Here is a 15,552-nt window from a genome sequence, read left to right on the forward strand (position 1 = left end):
GGGCGCGCCATAAGCGAGCGGAACCTGCCGGCGCAATGCCGTTCAGCGATGTGCTTGGATCGGGCGCGGCAACGCCCAGATAGGATACGACACCACAAGAAGGACCGAACATGCGTGCCTGGATGCTGCCCGCCAATGCGACCGGCTTCGATCAACTGCGCTTGCGCGAACTGGAGCAACCCCGGCCCGGGCCCGGCGAGGTGCTGGTACGCCTCCGCGCATGGTCGCTGAACTATCGCGACCTGATGGTGGCCGCCGGCAAGTATATGGGTGGCGGGCTGCAGGCCGATGCCATTCCGCTGTCCGACGGGGCGGGCGAGATCGCAGGCGTGGGCGCCGGCGTCGCCGACCTGAAGGAAGGCGACCGGGTGCAGACCTCGTTCTTCCCCCACTGGACGGATGGCGCGCCGGTGACCCACGTGGCGCTGGGCGATGGCCGTGCGCCGGGCGTGCTGGCGGAATATGTCGTGCTGCCCGCCACCGGCGTGGTGCCGATGGCGCCCAGCCTGTCCTTCGCGGAGGCCGCCTGCCTGCCCTGCGCCGGCGTGACCGCATGGAACGCACTGTATGAAGGGCCGCGCGCACTGCTGCCGGGGATGCGGGTGCTGGTGCTGGGCACTGGCGGCGTCTCCACCCTGACGCTGGCCATCGCCAAGGCCGGCGGGTGCGAAGTGTTCGCCACCTCCAGCCAGGATGCGAAGCTGGCGAAGATGCGCAACTGGGGTGCGGACCGCACAGTCAACTACCGCACCACCCCCGAATGGGGCGCCTGGGCGAAGGAACTGGGCGGGGTCGACAAGGTGGTCGAGGTCGGTGGCGCCGGCACGGCGGAACAGTCCATGGCCGCGCTGCGCACCCATGGCGAACTCGCCTTCATCGGCGTGCTGGAGCCGGAAGGCGGCCCGAACCCGCGCGGCCTGATGATGAGCGCGGCCACCATGCGCGGCATCTTCGTGGGATCGACCGCGATGGCCCGGCGCCTGAACGCCGCGGTGGAGGTGAACGGCATCCGGCCGATGATCGGGCGCTCGTTCGCCTTCACGCAGGCACCCGATGCCTACGCCCATGCCGCCGGGCCGGACAGTTTCGGCAAGACGGTGATCGAGCTGGGCTGATCCCGGCGCCCCCTCCCGGTCGATCCGGAAGGGGCGCCACTTCGATCAGAACGGGATGTCGTCGTCCAGGTCGTCGGCATAGCCACCGCCGCCGCCCTTGCCGCCGCTGGCCGGCGTCTGGCCCCATTCGTCGCCCCCGCCGCCGCCACGGCCGGACGATCCGCCGCCGCGACCATAGTCGCCGCCGCCACCGCCGCCCGATCGCTGGCCACCGCCGCCGCCACCGCCGCCGCCGCCGCCCTGCGCGCCACCGGGGCCGTCCAGCATGGTCAGCGTGCCGTTGAAGCCGCGCAGCACGATCTCGGTGGAATAGCGGTCAGCGCCGGACTGGTCCTGCCACTTGCGGGTCTGCAGCTGGCCTTCGACGAACACCTTGCTGCCCTTGCGCAGGAAGCGCTCGGCGACGTTGACCAGCCCTTCGGAGAAGATCGCCACGGTATGCCATTCGGTGCGCTCCTGCTTGGAGCCGTCCTTGTCCTTCCAGCTTTCGGTGGTGGCGATGCGCAGATTGCATACCTTGCCGCCATTCTGGAACGACCGAACCTCCGGGTCCTGGCCCAGATTGCCGATGATCATGACCTTGTTCAGGCTGCCCGCCATTGTTCTTCCAATCCTTCAGTCAGAGCCCGGCGGCAAGCGCGAGCCAATAGGTGATGCCGGCCGCGACGTAGGCCAGCACGAAAAGGTACAGCAGCATGACAATCGGCCACTTCCAGCCGTTGGTCTCCCGCCGAGTCACTGCAATAGTCGACAGACATTGCGGCGCAAACACGAACCACGCCAGGAAGGCCAGCGCCATCGGCAGGGTCCAGCGCGCGGCCAGCTGCTGTTCCAGCGCGACCGCCGTGCTGTCCTCGTCCTCCGCCGCGACGGCGTAGGTGGTGGCGAGCGACGACACCGCCACCTCGCGCGCGGCCATGGCCGGGATCAGCGCCAGCGCCATGTCGCGGTTGAAGCCGATCGGCTCCACCACCACGGCCAGGCCGTTGGCGATGTGCCCGGCGATGCTGGCATCCACCTGGTCCTCCCCCGGCCCAGCCTGCGGGAAGCTGAGCAGCAGCCACAGCGCCACCGTCACCGTGAAGATGATAGTGCCGGCCCGGCGCAGGAACACCCAGGCGCGCTGCCACAGGCCGATGGTGATGTCGCGCAGCGACGGCCACTGGTAACGCGGCATCTCCATGATGAAGCCGCTGGCGCCGCCCTTCGCCACGCTGCGCCGCATCACCCAGGCCACCACCAGCGCGCCGACGATGCCGGCCACATACAGCGCGAACAGTACCGTGCCCTGCAACCCGATGCCGCCGCCGATGTTACGCGCCGGAATGAAGGCGGCGATGATCACGGCATAGACCGGCAGCCGGGCCGAACAGGTCATCAGCGGGGCGATCATGATGGTGGTCAGCCGATCCTTCGGATCGGCGATCGCGCGTGTCGCCATGATGCCGGGAATGGCGCAGGCAAAGGACGACAGCAGCGGAATGAAGCTGCGCCCCGACAGGCCTACGCCGGCCATCATCCGGTCCATGATATAGGCGGCACGCGCCATGTATCCCGATTGCTCCATCAGCAGGATGAAGGCGAACAGGATGACGATCTGCGGCAGGAACACGACCACCGACCCCACGCCCGCCAGCACGCCCTGCGTCAGCAGGTCGCGCGGCAGGCCCGCGGGGATGAACGCCTCGGCCAGGCCGGTCAGCCAGCCGACAACGCCTTCCAGCGCATCGGCGAACGGCGTGGCCCAGGCGAACACCGCCTGGAACATCACGAACAGCAGCGCGAACAGGATCGGCGGCCCGGCCCATGGGTGCAGCAGCACGCTGTCCAGCCTGGTATGCAGCCGATGCGCGCCGCTTTCGGCCAGCACGGCCCGCTGCGCCATCATCCGCGCCGACAGCCGGCGTTCCGTGCCGGTCAGCTGCTGCGCGACGGCCGGCGGCGGAGCGGTCACACCGTCGCGCCCGGCCTGCTCCAGCGCGGCAAGCAGTTCCGCCAGTCCGCGCTTGCGCACGGCCACGGTCGGCACGACCGGCACGCCCAGCGCCGACTGCAACGCAGCCGGGTCCAGCACCAGTCCGTCCCGTTCCGCCATGTCGATCATGTTCAGGGCCACCACCACCGGGCGGCCCAGGGCGATCACCTCCTGCGCGAACACCAGATGCTGTTCCAGGTTCGCTGCGTCGAGCACCAGCACCAGCACCTGCGGCCGCGCCTGGCCGGGCTGCTCGCCCATGACCACGCGGCGCGTCACCTCCTCGTCCGGACTGGCGGCATCCAGCGCGTAGCTGCCGGGCAGGTCGAGCAGCTCCACCGGCTCGCCGGAGGGCAGCACCAGCCGCCCTGCCTTGCGCTCCACGGTGACGCCCGGATAATTGGCGATCTTCTGCCGCGCGCCGGTCAGTGCGTTGAACAGCGCACTCTTGCCGGCATTTGGATTGCCGACCAGCGCCATCGTGCGGGGTATGCTCATGCCGGACCTTCGGGTGTCACGCTGATTGCGCGGGCATGCACCCGGCGGACCGCCACCACCATGCGCCCGATGCGCAGCGCCAGGGGATCACGACCGGCGAAGATGCCACGATGCGCCACGCTGACCATCGCGCCCGGCTCCACCCCCAGTGCCTGCAGACGCTTGGCCTCCTCCGGCACGAAGGCGACCCAGTCCACGGCCACGATCCGGGCCGTCTGTCCCCGGGCGATGACATCCAGACCGATCATCTGCGGGGAATGCTCCATGCGGTGCGCAAGTGGCAGATGGCGGCGCTTCTTGCAACGCATTCGCGCAAAGCGCGGACGTCATATAAGTCTTTGGGGAAGCAGCCAGAAACCAAATGGTTAATCTGCCGTTATGGTTAATGAAGGATGCCTGTCAGCAAAGGTTAACAAACCATGAGCCCGCACAACCGCCTGGTCGCCGCCACCCGCATGGATGCGCATACCGTGACCGGTTCGCCGCTGAACACCCGGCCCGATCGCTGGCCGGGCATCGCGCGTGTGGGCGTCGTCGCGGCGCTTGCCGTGATCGGCTGGTCGGTGATCCTGCTGCCGGTGCTATAGGTCAGCGCGCCGGGTAGCGCAGCCGGCCCAGGAACCGCGCCACGTCGAACCGCTCACGCGGGCGCAGCAATTGCGACTTCAGCTTCTCGAACTGCATCACGTTGTCCAGCCGCCGATCCAGAAAGGCCTGCGTGTCTGCCTGCTCCTCGCTGTCATCCTCCACGAACACCGCCAGCGTGCTGGCATAGACCGCCAGCAGCGTCGCCCGTTTGGTGTAGTGGTTGTAGTCGGTGGCGGTATCCCCTGCCATGCGCCACATCAGGTCGGCACTGTGCCAGCCGGTCCGGAGGGCCTGCGCCGCATTCTGCGGCAAGGCCTGGATCGCCAGCGCCCGGCGCAAGGCTTCACGCTGGCGCCCCATCGCCTCCAGCCGGAACAGCAGCAGCGCGCGGATGCGGGCGCGTACCTTCATCGCCGCCAGCGCCTCCGCCGTTAAGGCCGCCTGCATGGCCGCATCGATCGAGGCGATCCAGCCGGCAATCATGTCGATTGCGCCACCGGGAAAGGCCAGCCGCGCGACCGCCGGATCGACACCGGCGATGTCGGCTGCCCCCAGCAGCGCCGCATCGCTCCATCCATCGAACGCCGCCATGTCGGCGATGATCGGGGCCAGCGCGATGCGCAGCTCGTCCAGCGTCATGTCGGTCATGGTCGGGCCTGCGACCAGGTCGATGGTGTCGGCCATCAGAAGCTCGGCCCGTATGACCGGGCGGCGCCCTCGCGCTCGCCCGCCGGCTTGGCGCTGCGGTCGATCTCCGCCAGCGTGACGCTGTTGTTGCCGTCCAGCGCGGCATAGTCGCGGGCGGAACGGCCGGAATTGTCCACCCGGTCCGGATCGGCGCCGGCCTCCAGCAGGACGCGCATCAGCCCGGTATCGCGCTGGTGCACGGCGGACATCAGCGGGGTTTCGCCTGCCTGGTTCTGCTCGTCCACCCGGGCACCGGCGCGCACCAGTGCCGCCACGCCTTCGTCGAAGCCGATCTGCACGGCGCGCAACAGCGGGGTGACGCCGCGATTGTTGGCGAGGTTGGTGTTGGCGCCGCGCCCGGTCAGGAAGTTGATCCAGGTCACGTCGCGCCGCTCCACGGCGATGTGCAGCGCATTGTGCCCGTCGCTGATGTCGCGCGAATTGATGATGGTGGAGCCGCCGGGCTCGTCCAGCATCTGGATGACCTTGGCGCCGTCCTTCTTCTTCACCGCGTCCAGAAACTGGTAGCCGGGGGAATAGTTCTGCGCCGCCGCGGGCATGCCGACCGCCGCGATCCCGGCGGGCACCAGCAATGCGGCCGCCAGCCCCGTCAGTCCGCCACGCACACCCTTCAACACCCTGTTCACCGCAACCGTCACGCCCTATCTCCTTGGGGGCGGGCAAAGCCTGCAACCCTTGACTCATCCCTTGTTTGCCGGGTGTTAGCAGAGCATGAACCGTACTGCCATGATTGTGCCCGCCCTTCGCCGTGCGGCCCTGCCGCTCGCCGCGCTGCTGCTGCTGCCCGCCTGTGGCGGTGCAGTGGAGCCGCCGCTGGCCGGGACCGGGATCGGCGGCCCGTTCCAACTGACCGGAGAAGACGGCCAGACCGTCCGCTGGAGCGATTTCGAAGGCAAGTACCGCATGGTCTATTTCGGCTACGCCTACTGCCCGGACGTTTGCCCCAACGACGTGAACTTCATGATGAAGGGCTACACCGCCTTCAAGCAGCAGGACCCGGCACGCGCTGCCAGGGTGCAGCCATTGTTCATCACGATCGATCCGGCGCGCGACACTCCCGAAGTCGTGACCGAGTTCACCGATGCCTTCTCCCCCGATCTGCTGGGCCTGACCGGCACGGAGGCGCAGATCGCCGACGCGGCAAAGAAGTTCGCGGTCTATTACCAACGCGGCGAACCTTCGGCCGACGGGGGCTACCTGATGGATCACACCCGCGGCGCCTATCTGTTCGGACCCGACGGCGAGGCCATTGCGCTGCTGCCGGTCGAGCAGAACCCCGAGGCCGTTGCAGCGGAGCTGGACCGATGGGTGAGCTGAGGCCGCGCTTCTGGGAGCTGCCGCTCACCAGCCTGACCCGGGCGGAATGGGAATCCCTGTGCGACGGCTGCGGGCGCTGCTGCCTGCACAAGCTGGAGGACGAGGATAGCGGCGCGGTGATCGAGACCAATGTCGCCTGTCGCCTGCTCGACACCGGCACCGGCCGCTGCAGCGATTACCGCAACCGCCGCGCCTTTGTCCCCGACTGCATCCGCCTGACCGCCGACCTGGTCGGCAAGCTGACCTGGCTGCCGCCCAGCTGCGCCTATCGCCTGCGCGCCGATGGCGACCCGCTGCCGGATTGGCACCCGCTGCTGACAGGCGACAGTGCCGCCATGCACCAGGCCGGCATCAGCGTCGCCGGGCGGGTCATCGCGGAGGACGATGCCGGCCCGCTGGAACAGCACATCGTCGACTGGAACAAGGGCGACGAGTGGGACGACGATGATGACGAGGAGGCGGACGACACGCCGCCGGTGTTCTTCGTCCGGTGATCGGCTGGCTGCGCCGGGCCGAGCCGAAGCCTGCAACGATCGTTGTGGGGGAGCGGGAACTGCCGCTGGCCATCCGCGCGCATGCCCGTGCCACCCGCCTGACCATGCGCTTGGCGCCCGACGGGTCGGAGGTGCGCATCACGATGCCGCGCGGGGTGCGCATCGCGGAGGCGGTGTCCTTTGCCCGCAGCCGGCGCGGCTGGCTGGCGCAGCAGCTGGCCCGCGTGCCGCACCACGCACCGCCTGCGCCGGGCGGCACGCTGCTCCATCGCGGCACGGCGCTGCCGATCGACTGGCATGCCGCCCATCCTCGCACGCCTGCCATCATCGGGGGGTCCTTGCGCTGCGGCGGCCCGGTGGAGACGCTGACCCCGCGCCTGGCCCGGTGGCTGGCGACCGAGGCGGAAGCGCTGCTGGCGGACGACCTTGCCCATTATTGCGCCCGTGCCGGCGTGGCCGCGCCGGCCCTGCGGCTGTCGCGCGCGCAGCGCCGCTGGGGCAGCTGTTCCAGCGGCGGCACGGTTCGGATCAACTGGCGGCTGATACAGGCGCCCGACCCTGTGCGCCGCTCGGTGGTGGCGCATGAGGTGGCCCACCTTCTGCACTTCGACCACTCGCCCGCCTTTCACGCGGCGCTGGCGCGGATTTATGATGCCGACCTGCCGGCCGCGGATCGCTGGCTGAAGGCACACGGCCGCAGCCTGTACGCCGCATTCGGGTAGGAACTGGCGCTCGGGCCCTGCAGCCCCTATCTCCCGCAGCATGAACTTCTGGCGACGCATATCACCGCGCACCGCGGTACAGGATTTCGCGCAGGAATGGCGCCAGCCGGCACCTCACCGCTGGAAGGTGCTGGGTGTGTCGATCGCGGCGACGTTCTTCATCTTCATGATGTTCGTGCCCGAAAACCAGCGGATCGAGCCGCGCCCGCCGCAGGTCACCTGGATCACCAGTTTCGCGCCCGACCGGACGGATGACGAGATCGCCGCGAGCAATCTGGCCAACCAGCAACGGCAGGACGAGTTGGCCGCGCGGCTGGCCCGGCGGGAGGAGATCCGCAAGAACCTGTACCGCGAGCTGGGCCGCGCGACCTTTGTCGATGTGGACGCGATGGAGCGCCAGATCGCCAAGCAGGAAGCGGCTGCTGCGCCTGCTCCCGCTGCTGCGCCTGCCCGAGATGGCGCGCAACCTGCCGACTGATTCCGACGATCGCTGGCTCGCCGCCGCCGCCGCACTGGCGGAGCGTAGCCGGCCACTGAGTCGCCCGAACCCGGCGGTGGCTGCGCTGCTGGTGAAGGACGGCATGGTGGTCGGGCGCGGCTGGACGCAAGCCGGCGGGCGCCCCCATGCGGAGGCAATGGCGCTGGCTCAGGCCGGCGGGCAAGCGCGCGGTGCGACGCTGTATGTCACGCTGGAACCCTGCGCTCACCAGTCCACCCGCGGCCCCGCCTGCACCGATCTGGTGGTCGCGGCCGGGATCGCGCGGGTGGTGATCGGCGTGACCGATCCGGACGATCGCACCGCCGGTCGCGGCAAGGCGCGGCTGCGCGGCGCGGGCATCGTGGCGGAGGGTGCGGGTGACGCACGCTGCGCCGGCAGCCTGGCGGGCTACCTGGCGCAGGCCGCGTTGGGCCGGCCGCATGTGACGCTGAAACTGGCTACCTCGCTGGATGGCTGCATCGCGCTGGCGGACGGCACCAGCCGGTGGATCACCGGCCCGGCCGCCCGGGCCCACACGCACCGCGAACGCGCGCGGGCCGATGCGATCCTGGTGGGTGGCGGTACGCTGCGCGCCGATGCGCCGGCACTGGACGTGCGCCTGCCGGGCCTGGAAGATCGCGCGCCCCGCCGGCTGGTGCTGACCGGTGGCGCGGTGCCCGATGGCTGGATCGCCCTGCCCGATCCGCAGGCGATCCACGATCTGCCGGGCGTGCAGTACCTGTTCGTCGAAGGCGGGGCGCAAGCGGCGGCGGCCTTCCTGCGCGCCGATCTGGTCGACCGGCTGCTGCTCTACCGCGCACCGGTGCTGCTGGGCGGCGGCAAGCCGGCGCTGGCGGATCTGCAGCTGGCCGGGCTGTGGCAGGCGCATGATCGCTGGCGGCTGACCGATCGCCGCCACTTCGCACCCGACACGCTCGAAATCTTCACCCGCACACGTTAGGGGTCACCCATGTTCACCGGCATCGTCACCGCCATCGGCACCATCACCCAGGCGGAAACGCTGGGCGATCTGCGCCTGACCATCGCCTGCCCATGGGATCCCGCCACCATCGCCATCGGCGCTTCCATCGCCTGTTCGGGCGTGTGCCTGACGGTGGTGGATCGCGGCGGCGCGGCCGGCGACGCGTGGTTTGCCATCGACCTGTCGGCCGAAAGCGTCAGCCGTACCGCGCCGGGGATGTGGGAACAGGGGCGCCGGCTGAACCTGGAACCGTCGCTGCGTGTAGGGGACGAACTGGGCGGGCACATCGTGTCCGGCCATGTCGACGCGACCGGTCAGGTGATTGCCGCCGATCCGGTCGGCGGGTCCACCCGCCTGACCATCCGCGCGCCTGCCGCCCTGGCCCCGTTCATCGCGCCCAAGGGCTCCATCAGCGTGGATGGCGTGTCACTCACGGTGAATGCGGTGGAGGACCAACCCGACGGCGCGGCCGACTTCACGCTGAACATCATCCCCCATACGGGCGAGGTCACGACCCTGAGCGGACTGGCGGCGGGCTCCACGGTCAATCTGGAGATCGACACGGTGGCGCGGTACCTGCAGCGGCTGGAGGCCCTGCGCAACCGGTCCTGAGCGGTGCGCGGGCGTCCCTGGCCCGGCGCAACCTACGCCGTGATCGCCGCCAGCGCGTCCGTGAACTTGCCCAGATTGCCCGGAGTCAGCCCGGCGATGTTGATCCGCCCGCTGCCCGCCATGTAGATCGAATGCTCGGACCGGAGCGCCGCGATCTGCGCCGGCGTCAGCGGCAGCATGGCGAACATGCCCTGCTGCCGGCCATAGGGCGTCAGGTCCAGCGTGCCGGCAGTACCATGCGCCGCCAGTGCGTCGCGCACCCCGCGGATGCGCCGGCGCATGCCTTCCAGCTCAGCCAGCCAGTCGGCGGTGAGCGCGGCATCCTCCAGCACCAGCCGCACGGCGGCGGCGCCGTGATCGGGCGGCATGGACCAGTTGGCGCGGGCCAGCGCATGGCCATTGCTCATGATCCGGGTCGCGGCATCCGCATCCTGGCCCTGCCAGTACAACGCACCCACCCGGTCGCGATACAGGCCGAAATTCTTGTCGCAGCTATAGGCGACCAGCGCCTCCGCCACACCTGCCAGCACGGCGCGGGCGCCATAGGCGTCCTCCGCCATGCCCGCGCCCAGCCCCTGATAGGCCAGGTCGACGATCGGCAGCACCACGCCGTTCGCCAGCGCCGCCACGATCCGGTCCCACTCGCCCGGCGTGTAGTCGACGCCGGTCGGGTTGTGGCAGCAGCCATGCAGCAGCACCGCGGCGCCTTCGCCCGCAGTCGCCAGCGCCGCCAGCAGCGCCTCGATATCGGCCGCGCCCTCGGCGGTGGCGTGATTGAAGGGGACCAGTTCCAGGCCCAGATCGGCCACGATCTGCGCGTGGTTCGGCCAGGAGGGCGTCCCCATCAGCACGCGGGTCGCGCCCGCCCGCTTGGCCAGCGCCAGCGCCAGCCGCACAGCGCCGGTGCCGCCCGGCGTCTGCATGCCGTCCAGCCGGTCCGGCTTGTCGCTCTTGCCGAAGATGTGCGGGATCAGGCGGTGGACGAAGCCCATGTCGCCCTCAGGGCCAAGATAGGCCTTGCTGTCCTGCCCTTCGACCAGCCGCCGCTCCGCCGCCTTGATCGCGCCGAAGACCGGCGTGGCGCCGCTCTCCGTGCGGAACACGCCGACGCCTAGGTCGATCTTGTCGGGCGCGGGATCGGCATCATGCAGCTTGATCAGCGCCAGCAGCGCATCGGGCGATTGTTGTGTCAGGCGGTTCAGCATAGCGGGTGCGCACATGCCCCCGCAGCCCCCTGCCCGCAAGTCACTTTGTTGCGCAGATCGCGCCGACAACGCGACTAGAACGGCATCCAGGTCTGGTCGCGGGTAAACTTCATGTAGCCGACATTGACGCCCAGCCGCAGGCCGGCGCCCACGCGGATGGGGATCAGCACCACATTGCCCTTCCGCAGGTAGGATGCGGTGAAGCCGCCGGCGAGATAGACCTGGCCTTCGCCTGCGGGGAAGCGGGAATACAGCTCCTCGCTGTCGAACAGGTTGTACACCAGCACGAAGGTGTTGCCGGCATTGGCACCCGCATCGAAGCCGACCGAGGGGCCGGTCCAGTACACCGTCTTCTGCCCTTCGACCTTGTGGAACAGCGTGCCCGAACCATAGCGCGCGCCGACGATGAAGGCCGCGCTCGCCTCGCGCCCGACGACATAGGCGTTGGGTTCGCCCTGCTTGGACAGGATGTCCTGGATCAGCCGGGCGAGCCCTTCGGCGCCCTTGCCGAACAGCCCTTCGGCCGCACCGATCAGGTCGTCTTCCTGGTAGGTGTCGCCCTGCGCGCCGGCGACCTGCGGATTCACCGCCGCCTGGGTGGCTGCCTCCGACGCGTAGGGGCTGGTCACGGCCGGCGCCTGTTCAACCGGCGGTGGCGGGGAGCTGATCCCGTCGGCCGGGGCCAGTTCGCCATTATAGGTGGGGTAGTCCTGCGTGGCCGGTGGCGACCCGTTCAGGTCGCCGTCGATCGCGGCATCTGGGTCGATGGTGGTGACACCCTGCGCGGCGGCGGGCAGCGAGGCCAGCGGCGCGGCCACCAGCGCCGCAAGGGCCAGCAGGGCGGCGCCGAAGCGCCCGCGAGCGAACATTTGCGCGGTCATCGGCTTTCCAGAAACCCCCATAATCATCACCATTTACACGGCCACGCCAACAAGCACCCCTGCCCGTTAAGCCGCAATGAACGCCGCGCCAAGGGTGCGTTCGGCCGGCTGCGAGGGCCGTTGCCGTTTGTTGGGGGGCGTTCTAAGGCAACGCGCATGAACGCGGATACCGAACGGCAGATGCTGGCCAAGGCGGAAGTGCTGATCGAGGCGCTGCCGTATCTGCAACGCTATGCGGGGCGCAGCTTCGTGGTGAAATATGGCGGCCATGCCATGGGCGATCCCGCCATGGCGCGGGCCTTCGCCCATGATGTCGTGCTGCTGAAGACGGTCGGCATCAACCCGGTGGTGGTGCATGGCGGCGGCCCGCAGATCGGTGCCATGCTGAAGAAGCTGGGCGTGGAAACGCGCTTCATCGACGGCCTGCGCGTGACCGATCGCGCCACGGCGGAGGTGGCCGAGATGGTCCTGTCGGGTGCCATCAACAAGGAACTGGTCGGCTGGATCGCGCGCGCCGGGGGCAAGGCGCTGGGCATTTCCGGCAAGGACGGCAACATGGTCACCGCAGCCAAACTGACCCGCACCAGAAAGGACCCTGACAGCCTGATCGAACAGGCGATCGACCTTGGCTTCGTGGGCGAACCGCAGGTGATCGACACCGCGATCTTGGAAACCGCCAGCAGCGCCGGGATGATCCCGGTCGTGGCGCCGATCGGCGCCGGGCTGGACGGGGAAACCTACAACATCAATGCCGACACCATGGCCGGCGCGCTGGCCGCGGCGCTGGGGGCGGCACGGCTGTTCCTGCTGACGGACGTGGCCGGCGTGCTGGACGCGGACAAGCAGCTGGTCAGCAACCTGACGCCGACCGACATCGCCCGGCTGACCGCCGAAGGCGCGATCAGCGGCGGCATGATCCCCAAGCTGGAAACCTGCGTCCATGCGGTGGAGGCGGGATGCGAGGCCGCGGTGGTGCTGGATGGCCGCGTGCCCCATGCCATGCTGCTGGAATTCTTCACCTCGCGCGGCGCCGGCACGCTGATCCGGGCGAATGCCTGACATGCGCGCCAGCCTCCTGCCCGTTCTTGCCCTGCTGGCCGCTTGCGGCGGCGAGGCACCCGCGCCGCAGCCGACCGGCAGCGCGGCGCCGCAAACCCTGCGCGACACCCTGGAAGATCCGCTGGCGACGCCCGCCGCGCTGCCGCCGCAGGTGGCCGAGTTCCCGGCCCTGTCCAGCCGCACCTGCATGGATGTCGTGCGCTTCTATGGCGATGCCCTTGCCGCCGGCGAGTGGGAGCAGGCGGCGCTGGCCTGGGCCGACCCGGTGATCGACGGCGCCCGGCTGCAGAGCGTCTTCGGCAGCTACCAGCAGCCGGCCTTCACCTGGGGCGACCCGGTGGAGGAAGGCGCCGCCGGCTCGCTATATTGCACCGTGGAAGGCACGCTGACCGATGCCGCCACGCCCGGCACCGCGCCTGTTTCCGGCACGCTGGAGCTGAAGCGCGTCAACGATGTCGACGGCGCCACGCCCACGCAGCTGCGCTGGACGGTCCGTTCCTCCAGCTTCATCGAACCCACCGAACGCTCGGGCCCGTCCAGTTGACCTGGCCCGCCTGAGCAGCAGAAAGATCCCATCGTGCTGTTACTCACCCTGTCGCAGATCGTCGGTTACCTGATCAACATCATCATCATCCTGGTGATCGTGCAGTTCGTGTTGAGCCTGCTGGTATCGTTCAATGTCGTATCCATGCGCACCAGCTGGGTCGCGGCGATCTGGACCTCGGTCAGCGCGCTGCTCGACCCGATCCTGTCGCCCATCCGCCGCATCCTGCCCAACACCGGGGCGATCGATTTTTCCCCGCTGGTGCTGATCGTGGTGCTGAACATCATCAACATCGTGCTGCAGAACCTGGCCTACAGTCAGATGGCCGCCGCATGATCGTGCGGCGGGCGGCGCTGTTGCTCGCCCCGGCGCTGGCGCTGACCGCGTGCATGGGTGGCGGCAGCCGGCAGAGCGACGGATTGAGCCGCCGCGCGGTGGCGGAGGCGCGGCGTGGCCCGCCGCTGCGGCCGATGGCCCAGCCGACCAGCATCATCGCCGCCGAGATCGCGCTTGCCCGCGCCGCGCGCGAAGACGGGCAATGGCCGGCGCTGGCCGCCCGCGCCACGGGCGACGCACGGATCGCCTGGAACGACGCCGCCGTGCCGGCCGCCGGCTGGCTGGCGGGCCGCGCCAGCCCCGCGACGCCCGACCGCTGGCAGGCCCGCGAGGCCTGGGCCAGCTGCGACGGATCGGCCGTCGTGGTCACCGGGATCGGCCATGATGCCGCCGGCAACTGGAGCCGCTTCACCCGCATGTGGGAACGGCAGGGCCGGGATTTCCGCTGGAGCGTGACCGTGTGGCAGCCGGATGCGGAACTGACCCGCACCCGCCGGGCGGAGGCGGCGCAAGCCACGGCCGATGCGGCGGACGATGCCATCGTGGTGGAGGCGATGAACATGATCCGCGCCCGCGTCGCGCCCTGTCCGCAGCAGAATGGTCGACCCCGGTCCCATTACGGGCGCGACGATGCGGCCGACCGGCAGCCCGGCCTGTCACGCGACGGCACGCTGCGCTGGAGCGTCGCCCCCGATGCCGTCACCGCCTGGTGGCAGGCGGCGAGCGGGTGGGAGCAGGTGCACACCCAGCCCCTGGGTGCGGCAGGAGGGGCCTGAATGCTGTTCGACCTGTTCATATCTGCCTTCGCCACGCTGTTCGTGGTGATCGACCCACCGGGCTGCGCCCCGATCTATGCCGGCCTGACCGCGCGGTTCGACGCCGCGCACAAGCGGGCCATGGCCATCCGCGCCTGTGTAGTGGCGGGCGCGATCCTGCTGTTCTTCGCCCTGCTCGGGCAACGGCTGTTGTCGGCGCTGCATATCGGGCTGGATGCCTTCCGCATCGCCGGCGGCATCATGTTGTTCCTGATCGCGCTGGACATGGTGTTCGAGAAGCGCACGCAGCGCCGCGAACAGCGGGCCGAACAGGTGCTGGCCGATCCCGCGCAGGAGGACGTGTCGATCTTCCCCATGGCCATGCCGATGCTGGCCGGGCCGGGCGCCATCGCCACCGTGATGCTGCTGCAGAGCAATGCCAGCGGGGTGCAGGGCACGCTGGTGGTGCTGGCTGCACTGGCGCTGGTGCTGGCGATGACGCTGGGCGCGCTGCTGGCGGCCGGCCCGCTGATGAAGGCGGTCGGCCCGCGGTTCGAAGCGGTGCTGACGCGGCTGCTGGGCGTGCTGCTGGCAGCGCTGGCCGCGCAGTATGTGATTGACGGGCTGAACGGCGCGTTCTGATCCGGGCCTGTCGATCTACTGCAACGTCACCCGGCTTTCGTCGGGATCGCTGCGTCCGAAGAACTGCATCAGCTGGATCAGCAATTCGCACCGCTCCGCCAGGTCGCCCGCCTCCAGCAGCGCCTGCTTGGCGGCCGAATCGAACGGCGCGATCTGGCTCACGCCGTTGATCAGGCTGGCATCGTCCAGCCGCTCCAGCGATTGCCAGTCGACCTGATAGCCCTGGCTGTCGGCGAAGTGGCGCGCCTCCTGCTCGAAGGCGGCGCGCTCCACACTGCTCAGCGCCTCGTCCGTGGCATCGGGGATCAGCTCCGCCTCCACCTGGCGGAAGGTCGTGGTGACATCCAGCTCGCGCAGCAGGCGGAAGCGCGATTCGCCTTCCAGCACGATGTTGTAACGGCCATCGGGCAGCGCCTCGACATCGTCGATCCGGCCGACACAACCGATGTCGAACAGGGACGATCCGTCGGCAATGGCGCGCGGCTGGATCATGGCAATGCGCCGGTCCTTGGCCAGTGCGGTGCCTACCAGGTCGCGGTAGCGCGGCTCGAAGATATGCAGCGGCAGCTGCAATCCCGGAAACAGGATGGCCCCGGCCAGCGGGAAGATCGGCAGGCGGAGCGCGCTCATCCCGCGGCCGC

Annotated in this window: 21 protein-coding genes; 13 read left to right on the plus strand and 8 right to left on the minus strand. The window is 69.6% G+C overall.

Annotated features, from left to right (window positions below; genetic code table 11):
* Positions 1-110 precede the first annotated feature (110 nt).
* Positions 111-1,115 (plus strand): zinc-dependent alcohol dehydrogenase family protein, encoded by a 1,005-nt coding sequence (locus PK98_RS10760; RefSeq protein ID WP_039096929.1) that lies wholly within the window; start codon positions 111-113, stop codon positions 1,113-1,115.
* A gap of 45 nt (positions 1,116-1,160) precedes the next feature.
* On the opposite strand, the gene ssb is transcribed toward PK98_RS10760, so the two are convergent.
* Genes ssb through PK98_RS10775 form a run of 3 tightly spaced genes read right to left on the minus strand, consistent with a single transcriptional unit; the run spans position 1,161 to position 3,854 of the window.
* On the minus strand, positions 1,161-1,715 hold the full coding sequence (gene ssb, locus PK98_RS10765) for a single-stranded DNA-binding protein (protein WP_039096931.1): 555 nt from the start codon (positions 1,713-1,715) through the stop codon (positions 1,161-1,163).
* Between the two features lie 19 nt (positions 1,716-1,734).
* The gene (feoB, locus tag PK98_RS10770) at positions 1,735-3,588 is read right to left on the minus strand and encodes a ferrous iron transporter B (RefSeq protein ID WP_039096932.1); all 1,854 of its coding nucleotides are present in this window, start codon (positions 3,586-3,588) and stop codon (positions 1,735-1,737) included.
* Positions 3,585-3,854 carry a FeoA family protein gene (locus tag PK98_RS10775; protein ID WP_235425489.1) on the minus strand — a complete coding sequence of 90 codons (270 nt, stop codon included), beginning with the start codon at positions 3,852-3,854 and terminating at the stop codon, positions 3,585-3,587. Before PK98_RS10775 ends, feoB begins: the two co-directional genes overlap by 4 nt.
* Before the next feature lie 153 nt (positions 3,855-4,007).
* Between PK98_RS10775 and PK98_RS17075 the strand changes: the two genes are divergently transcribed.
* Complete coding sequence (locus PK98_RS17075; protein WP_161792434.1) at positions 4,008-4,175, plus strand: hypothetical protein; 168 nt, start codon at positions 4,008-4,010, stop codon at positions 4,173-4,175.
* A gap of 1 nt (position 4,176) precedes the next feature.
* On the opposite strand, the gene PK98_RS10780 is transcribed toward PK98_RS17075, so the two are convergent.
* Together PK98_RS10780 and PK98_RS10785 are read right to left on the minus strand one after the other, a co-directional pair.
* Positions 4,177-4,860: a COQ9 family protein gene (locus PK98_RS10780; RefSeq protein WP_039096933.1), complete on the minus strand. Its 684-nt coding sequence runs from the start codon at positions 4,858-4,860 to the stop codon at positions 4,177-4,179.
* Positions 4,860-5,510, minus strand: coding sequence for an ankyrin repeat domain-containing protein (locus PK98_RS10785; RefSeq protein ID WP_235425490.1), 651 nt, complete (start codon positions 5,508-5,510; stop codon positions 4,860-4,862). The genes PK98_RS10780 and PK98_RS10785 overlap by 1 nt, the downstream gene beginning before the upstream one ends.
* Before the next feature lie 85 nt (positions 5,511-5,595).
* Between PK98_RS10785 and PK98_RS10790 the strand changes: the two genes are divergently transcribed.
* The 6 genes from PK98_RS10790 to PK98_RS10815 are packed head-to-tail and all read left to right on the plus strand — an operon-like array spanning position 5,596 to position 9,489.
* A complete protein-coding gene (locus tag PK98_RS10790) occupies positions 5,596-6,201 on the plus strand; it encodes an SCO family protein (RefSeq protein ID WP_052208543.1) in 606 nt (201 codons plus the stop codon).
* The gene (locus PK98_RS10795; protein ID WP_039096935.1) at positions 6,189-6,695 is read left to right on the plus strand and encodes a YcgN family cysteine cluster protein; all 507 of its coding nucleotides are present in this window, start codon (positions 6,189-6,191) and stop codon (positions 6,693-6,695) included. The genes PK98_RS10790 and PK98_RS10795 overlap by 13 nt, the downstream gene beginning before the upstream one ends.
* Entirely contained in the window at positions 6,692-7,417 is a 726-nt protein-coding gene (locus tag PK98_RS10800; RefSeq protein WP_039096937.1) for a M48 family metallopeptidase, read from the plus strand. Before PK98_RS10795 ends, PK98_RS10800 begins: the two co-directional genes overlap by 4 nt.
* 40 nt (positions 7,418-7,457) lie before the next feature.
* Positions 7,458-7,895, plus strand: a complete 438-nt coding sequence (locus PK98_RS10805; protein ID WP_052208545.1) for a hypothetical protein — start codon at positions 7,458-7,460, stop codon at positions 7,893-7,895.
* Positions 7,873-8,856, plus strand: a complete 984-nt coding sequence (ribD, locus tag PK98_RS10810; RefSeq protein ID WP_052208546.1) for a bifunctional diaminohydroxyphosphoribosylaminopyrimidine deaminase/5-amino-6-(5-phosphoribosylamino)uracil reductase RibD — start codon at positions 7,873-7,875, stop codon at positions 8,854-8,856. Before PK98_RS10805 ends, ribD begins: the two co-directional genes overlap by 23 nt.
* A 9-nt stretch (positions 8,857-8,865) precedes the next feature.
* A complete protein-coding gene (locus PK98_RS10815) occupies positions 8,866-9,489 on the plus strand; it encodes a riboflavin synthase (RefSeq protein ID WP_039096938.1) in 624 nt (207 codons plus the stop codon).
* 32 nt (positions 9,490-9,521) lie between these two features.
* Here the strand turns inward: PK98_RS10815 and PK98_RS10820 are convergent, their stop codons facing one another.
* Both PK98_RS10820 and PK98_RS10825 read right to left on the minus strand, forming a co-directional pair.
* Positions 9,522-10,694, minus strand: a complete 1,173-nt coding sequence (locus PK98_RS10820; protein WP_039096940.1) for an amino acid aminotransferase — start codon at positions 10,692-10,694, stop codon at positions 9,522-9,524.
* A 74-nt stretch (positions 10,695-10,768) separates the two neighbouring features.
* Complete coding sequence (locus PK98_RS10825; RefSeq protein WP_152608639.1) at positions 10,769-11,575, minus strand: DUF1134 domain-containing protein; 807 nt, start codon at positions 11,573-11,575, stop codon at positions 10,769-10,771.
* A 156-nt stretch (positions 11,576-11,731) separates the two neighbouring features.
* Here PK98_RS10825 and argB point away from each other — a divergent pair, with 156 nt between their 5' ends.
* From argB to PK98_RS10850, 5 genes are read left to right on the plus strand one after another with little or no spacing between them, the layout of a single operon-like run.
* Positions 11,732-12,634 (plus strand): acetylglutamate kinase, encoded by a 903-nt coding sequence (argB, locus tag PK98_RS10830; RefSeq protein WP_039096942.1) that lies wholly within the window; start codon positions 11,732-11,734, stop codon positions 12,632-12,634.
* A gap of 1 nt (position 12,635) precedes the next feature.
* On the plus strand, positions 12,636-13,178 hold the full coding sequence (locus PK98_RS16015; protein WP_052208548.1) for a hypothetical protein: 543 nt from the start codon (positions 12,636-12,638) through the stop codon (positions 13,176-13,178).
* Positions 13,179-13,211: 33 nt separating this feature from the next.
* Positions 13,212-13,514 carry a YggT family protein gene (locus tag PK98_RS10840; RefSeq protein WP_039096944.1) on the plus strand — a complete coding sequence of 101 codons (303 nt, stop codon included), beginning with the start codon at positions 13,212-13,214 and terminating at the stop codon, positions 13,512-13,514.
* Complete coding sequence (locus PK98_RS16020; RefSeq protein WP_052208550.1) at positions 13,511-14,290, plus strand: hypothetical protein; 780 nt, start codon at positions 13,511-13,513, stop codon at positions 14,288-14,290. Before PK98_RS10840 ends, PK98_RS16020 begins: the two co-directional genes overlap by 4 nt.
* A gap of 3 nt (positions 14,291-14,293) precedes the next feature.
* The gene (locus PK98_RS10850; RefSeq protein ID WP_039097578.1) at positions 14,294-14,911 is read left to right on the plus strand and encodes a MarC family protein; all 618 of its coding nucleotides are present in this window, start codon (positions 14,294-14,296) and stop codon (positions 14,909-14,911) included.
* Positions 14,912-14,926: 15 nt separating this feature from the next.
* Here the strand turns inward: PK98_RS10850 and PK98_RS10855 are convergent, their stop codons facing one another.
* Positions 14,927-15,541 (minus strand): LON peptidase substrate-binding domain-containing protein, encoded by a 615-nt coding sequence (locus tag PK98_RS10855; protein WP_039096945.1) that lies wholly within the window; start codon positions 15,539-15,541, stop codon positions 14,927-14,929.
* Between the last annotated feature and the right edge of the window lie 11 nt (positions 15,542-15,552).

Origin of the sequence: Croceibacterium mercuriale (assembly GCF_000802385.1) — a bacterium.
GTDB classification, from domain to species: Bacteria; Pseudomonadota; Alphaproteobacteria; order Sphingomonadales; family Sphingomonadaceae; genus Croceibacterium; species Croceibacterium mercuriale.

What these genes read in the sequence shown, in the direction of transcription:
- PK98_RS10760 (WP_039096929.1), top strand. Translation starts at nt 111, where the DNA reads ATGCGTGCCTGGATGCTGCCCGCCAATGCGACCGGCTTCGATCAACTG.
- ssb (WP_039096931.1), bottom strand. Translation starts at nt 1,715, where the DNA reads ATGGCGGGCAGCCTGAACAAGGTCATGATCATCGGCAATCTGGGCCAG.
- feoB (WP_039096932.1), bottom strand. Translation starts at nt 3,588, where the DNA reads ATGAGCATACCCCGCACGATGGCGCTGGTCGGCAATCCAAATGCCGGC.
- PK98_RS10775 (WP_235425489.1), bottom strand. Translation starts at nt 3,854, where the DNA reads ATGGAGCATTCCCCGCAGATGATCGGTCTGGATGTCATCGCCCGGGGA.
- PK98_RS17075 (WP_161792434.1), top strand. Translation starts at nt 4,008, where the DNA reads ATGAGCCCGCACAACCGCCTGGTCGCCGCCACCCGCATGGATGCGCAT.
- PK98_RS10780 (WP_039096933.1), bottom strand. Translation starts at nt 4,860, where the DNA reads ATGGCCGACACCATCGACCTGGTCGCAGGCCCGACCATGACCGACATG.
- PK98_RS10790 (WP_052208543.1), top strand. Translation starts at nt 5,596, where the DNA reads ATGAACCGTACTGCCATGATTGTGCCCGCCCTTCGCCGTGCGGCCCTG.
- PK98_RS10795 (WP_039096935.1), top strand. Translation starts at nt 6,189, where the DNA reads ATGGGTGAGCTGAGGCCGCGCTTCTGGGAGCTGCCGCTCACCAGCCTG.
- PK98_RS10805 (WP_052208545.1), top strand. Translation starts at nt 7,458, where the DNA reads ATGAACTTCTGGCGACGCATATCACCGCGCACCGCGGTACAGGATTTC.
- ribD (WP_052208546.1), top strand. Translation starts at nt 7,873, where the DNA reads ATGGCGCGCAACCTGCCGACTGATTCCGACGATCGCTGGCTCGCCGCC.
- PK98_RS10815 (WP_039096938.1), top strand. Translation starts at nt 8,866, where the DNA reads ATGTTCACCGGCATCGTCACCGCCATCGGCACCATCACCCAGGCGGAA.
- PK98_RS10820 (WP_039096940.1), bottom strand. Translation starts at nt 10,694, where the DNA reads ATGCTGAACCGCCTGACACAACAATCGCCCGATGCGCTGCTGGCGCTG.
- PK98_RS10825 (WP_152608639.1), bottom strand. Translation starts at nt 11,575, where the DNA reads ATGACCGCGCAAATGTTCGCTCGCGGGCGCTTCGGCGCCGCCCTGCTG.
- argB (WP_039096942.1), top strand. Translation starts at nt 11,732, where the DNA reads ATGAACGCGGATACCGAACGGCAGATGCTGGCCAAGGCGGAAGTGCTG.
- PK98_RS16015 (WP_052208548.1), top strand. Translation starts at nt 12,636, where the DNA reads ATGCGCGCCAGCCTCCTGCCCGTTCTTGCCCTGCTGGCCGCTTGCGGC.
- PK98_RS16020 (WP_052208550.1), top strand. Translation starts at nt 13,511, where the DNA reads ATGATCGTGCGGCGGGCGGCGCTGTTGCTCGCCCCGGCGCTGGCGCTG.
- PK98_RS10855 (WP_039096945.1), bottom strand. Translation starts at nt 15,541, where the DNA reads ATGAGCGCGCTCCGCCTGCCGATCTTCCCGCTGGCCGGGGCCATCCTG.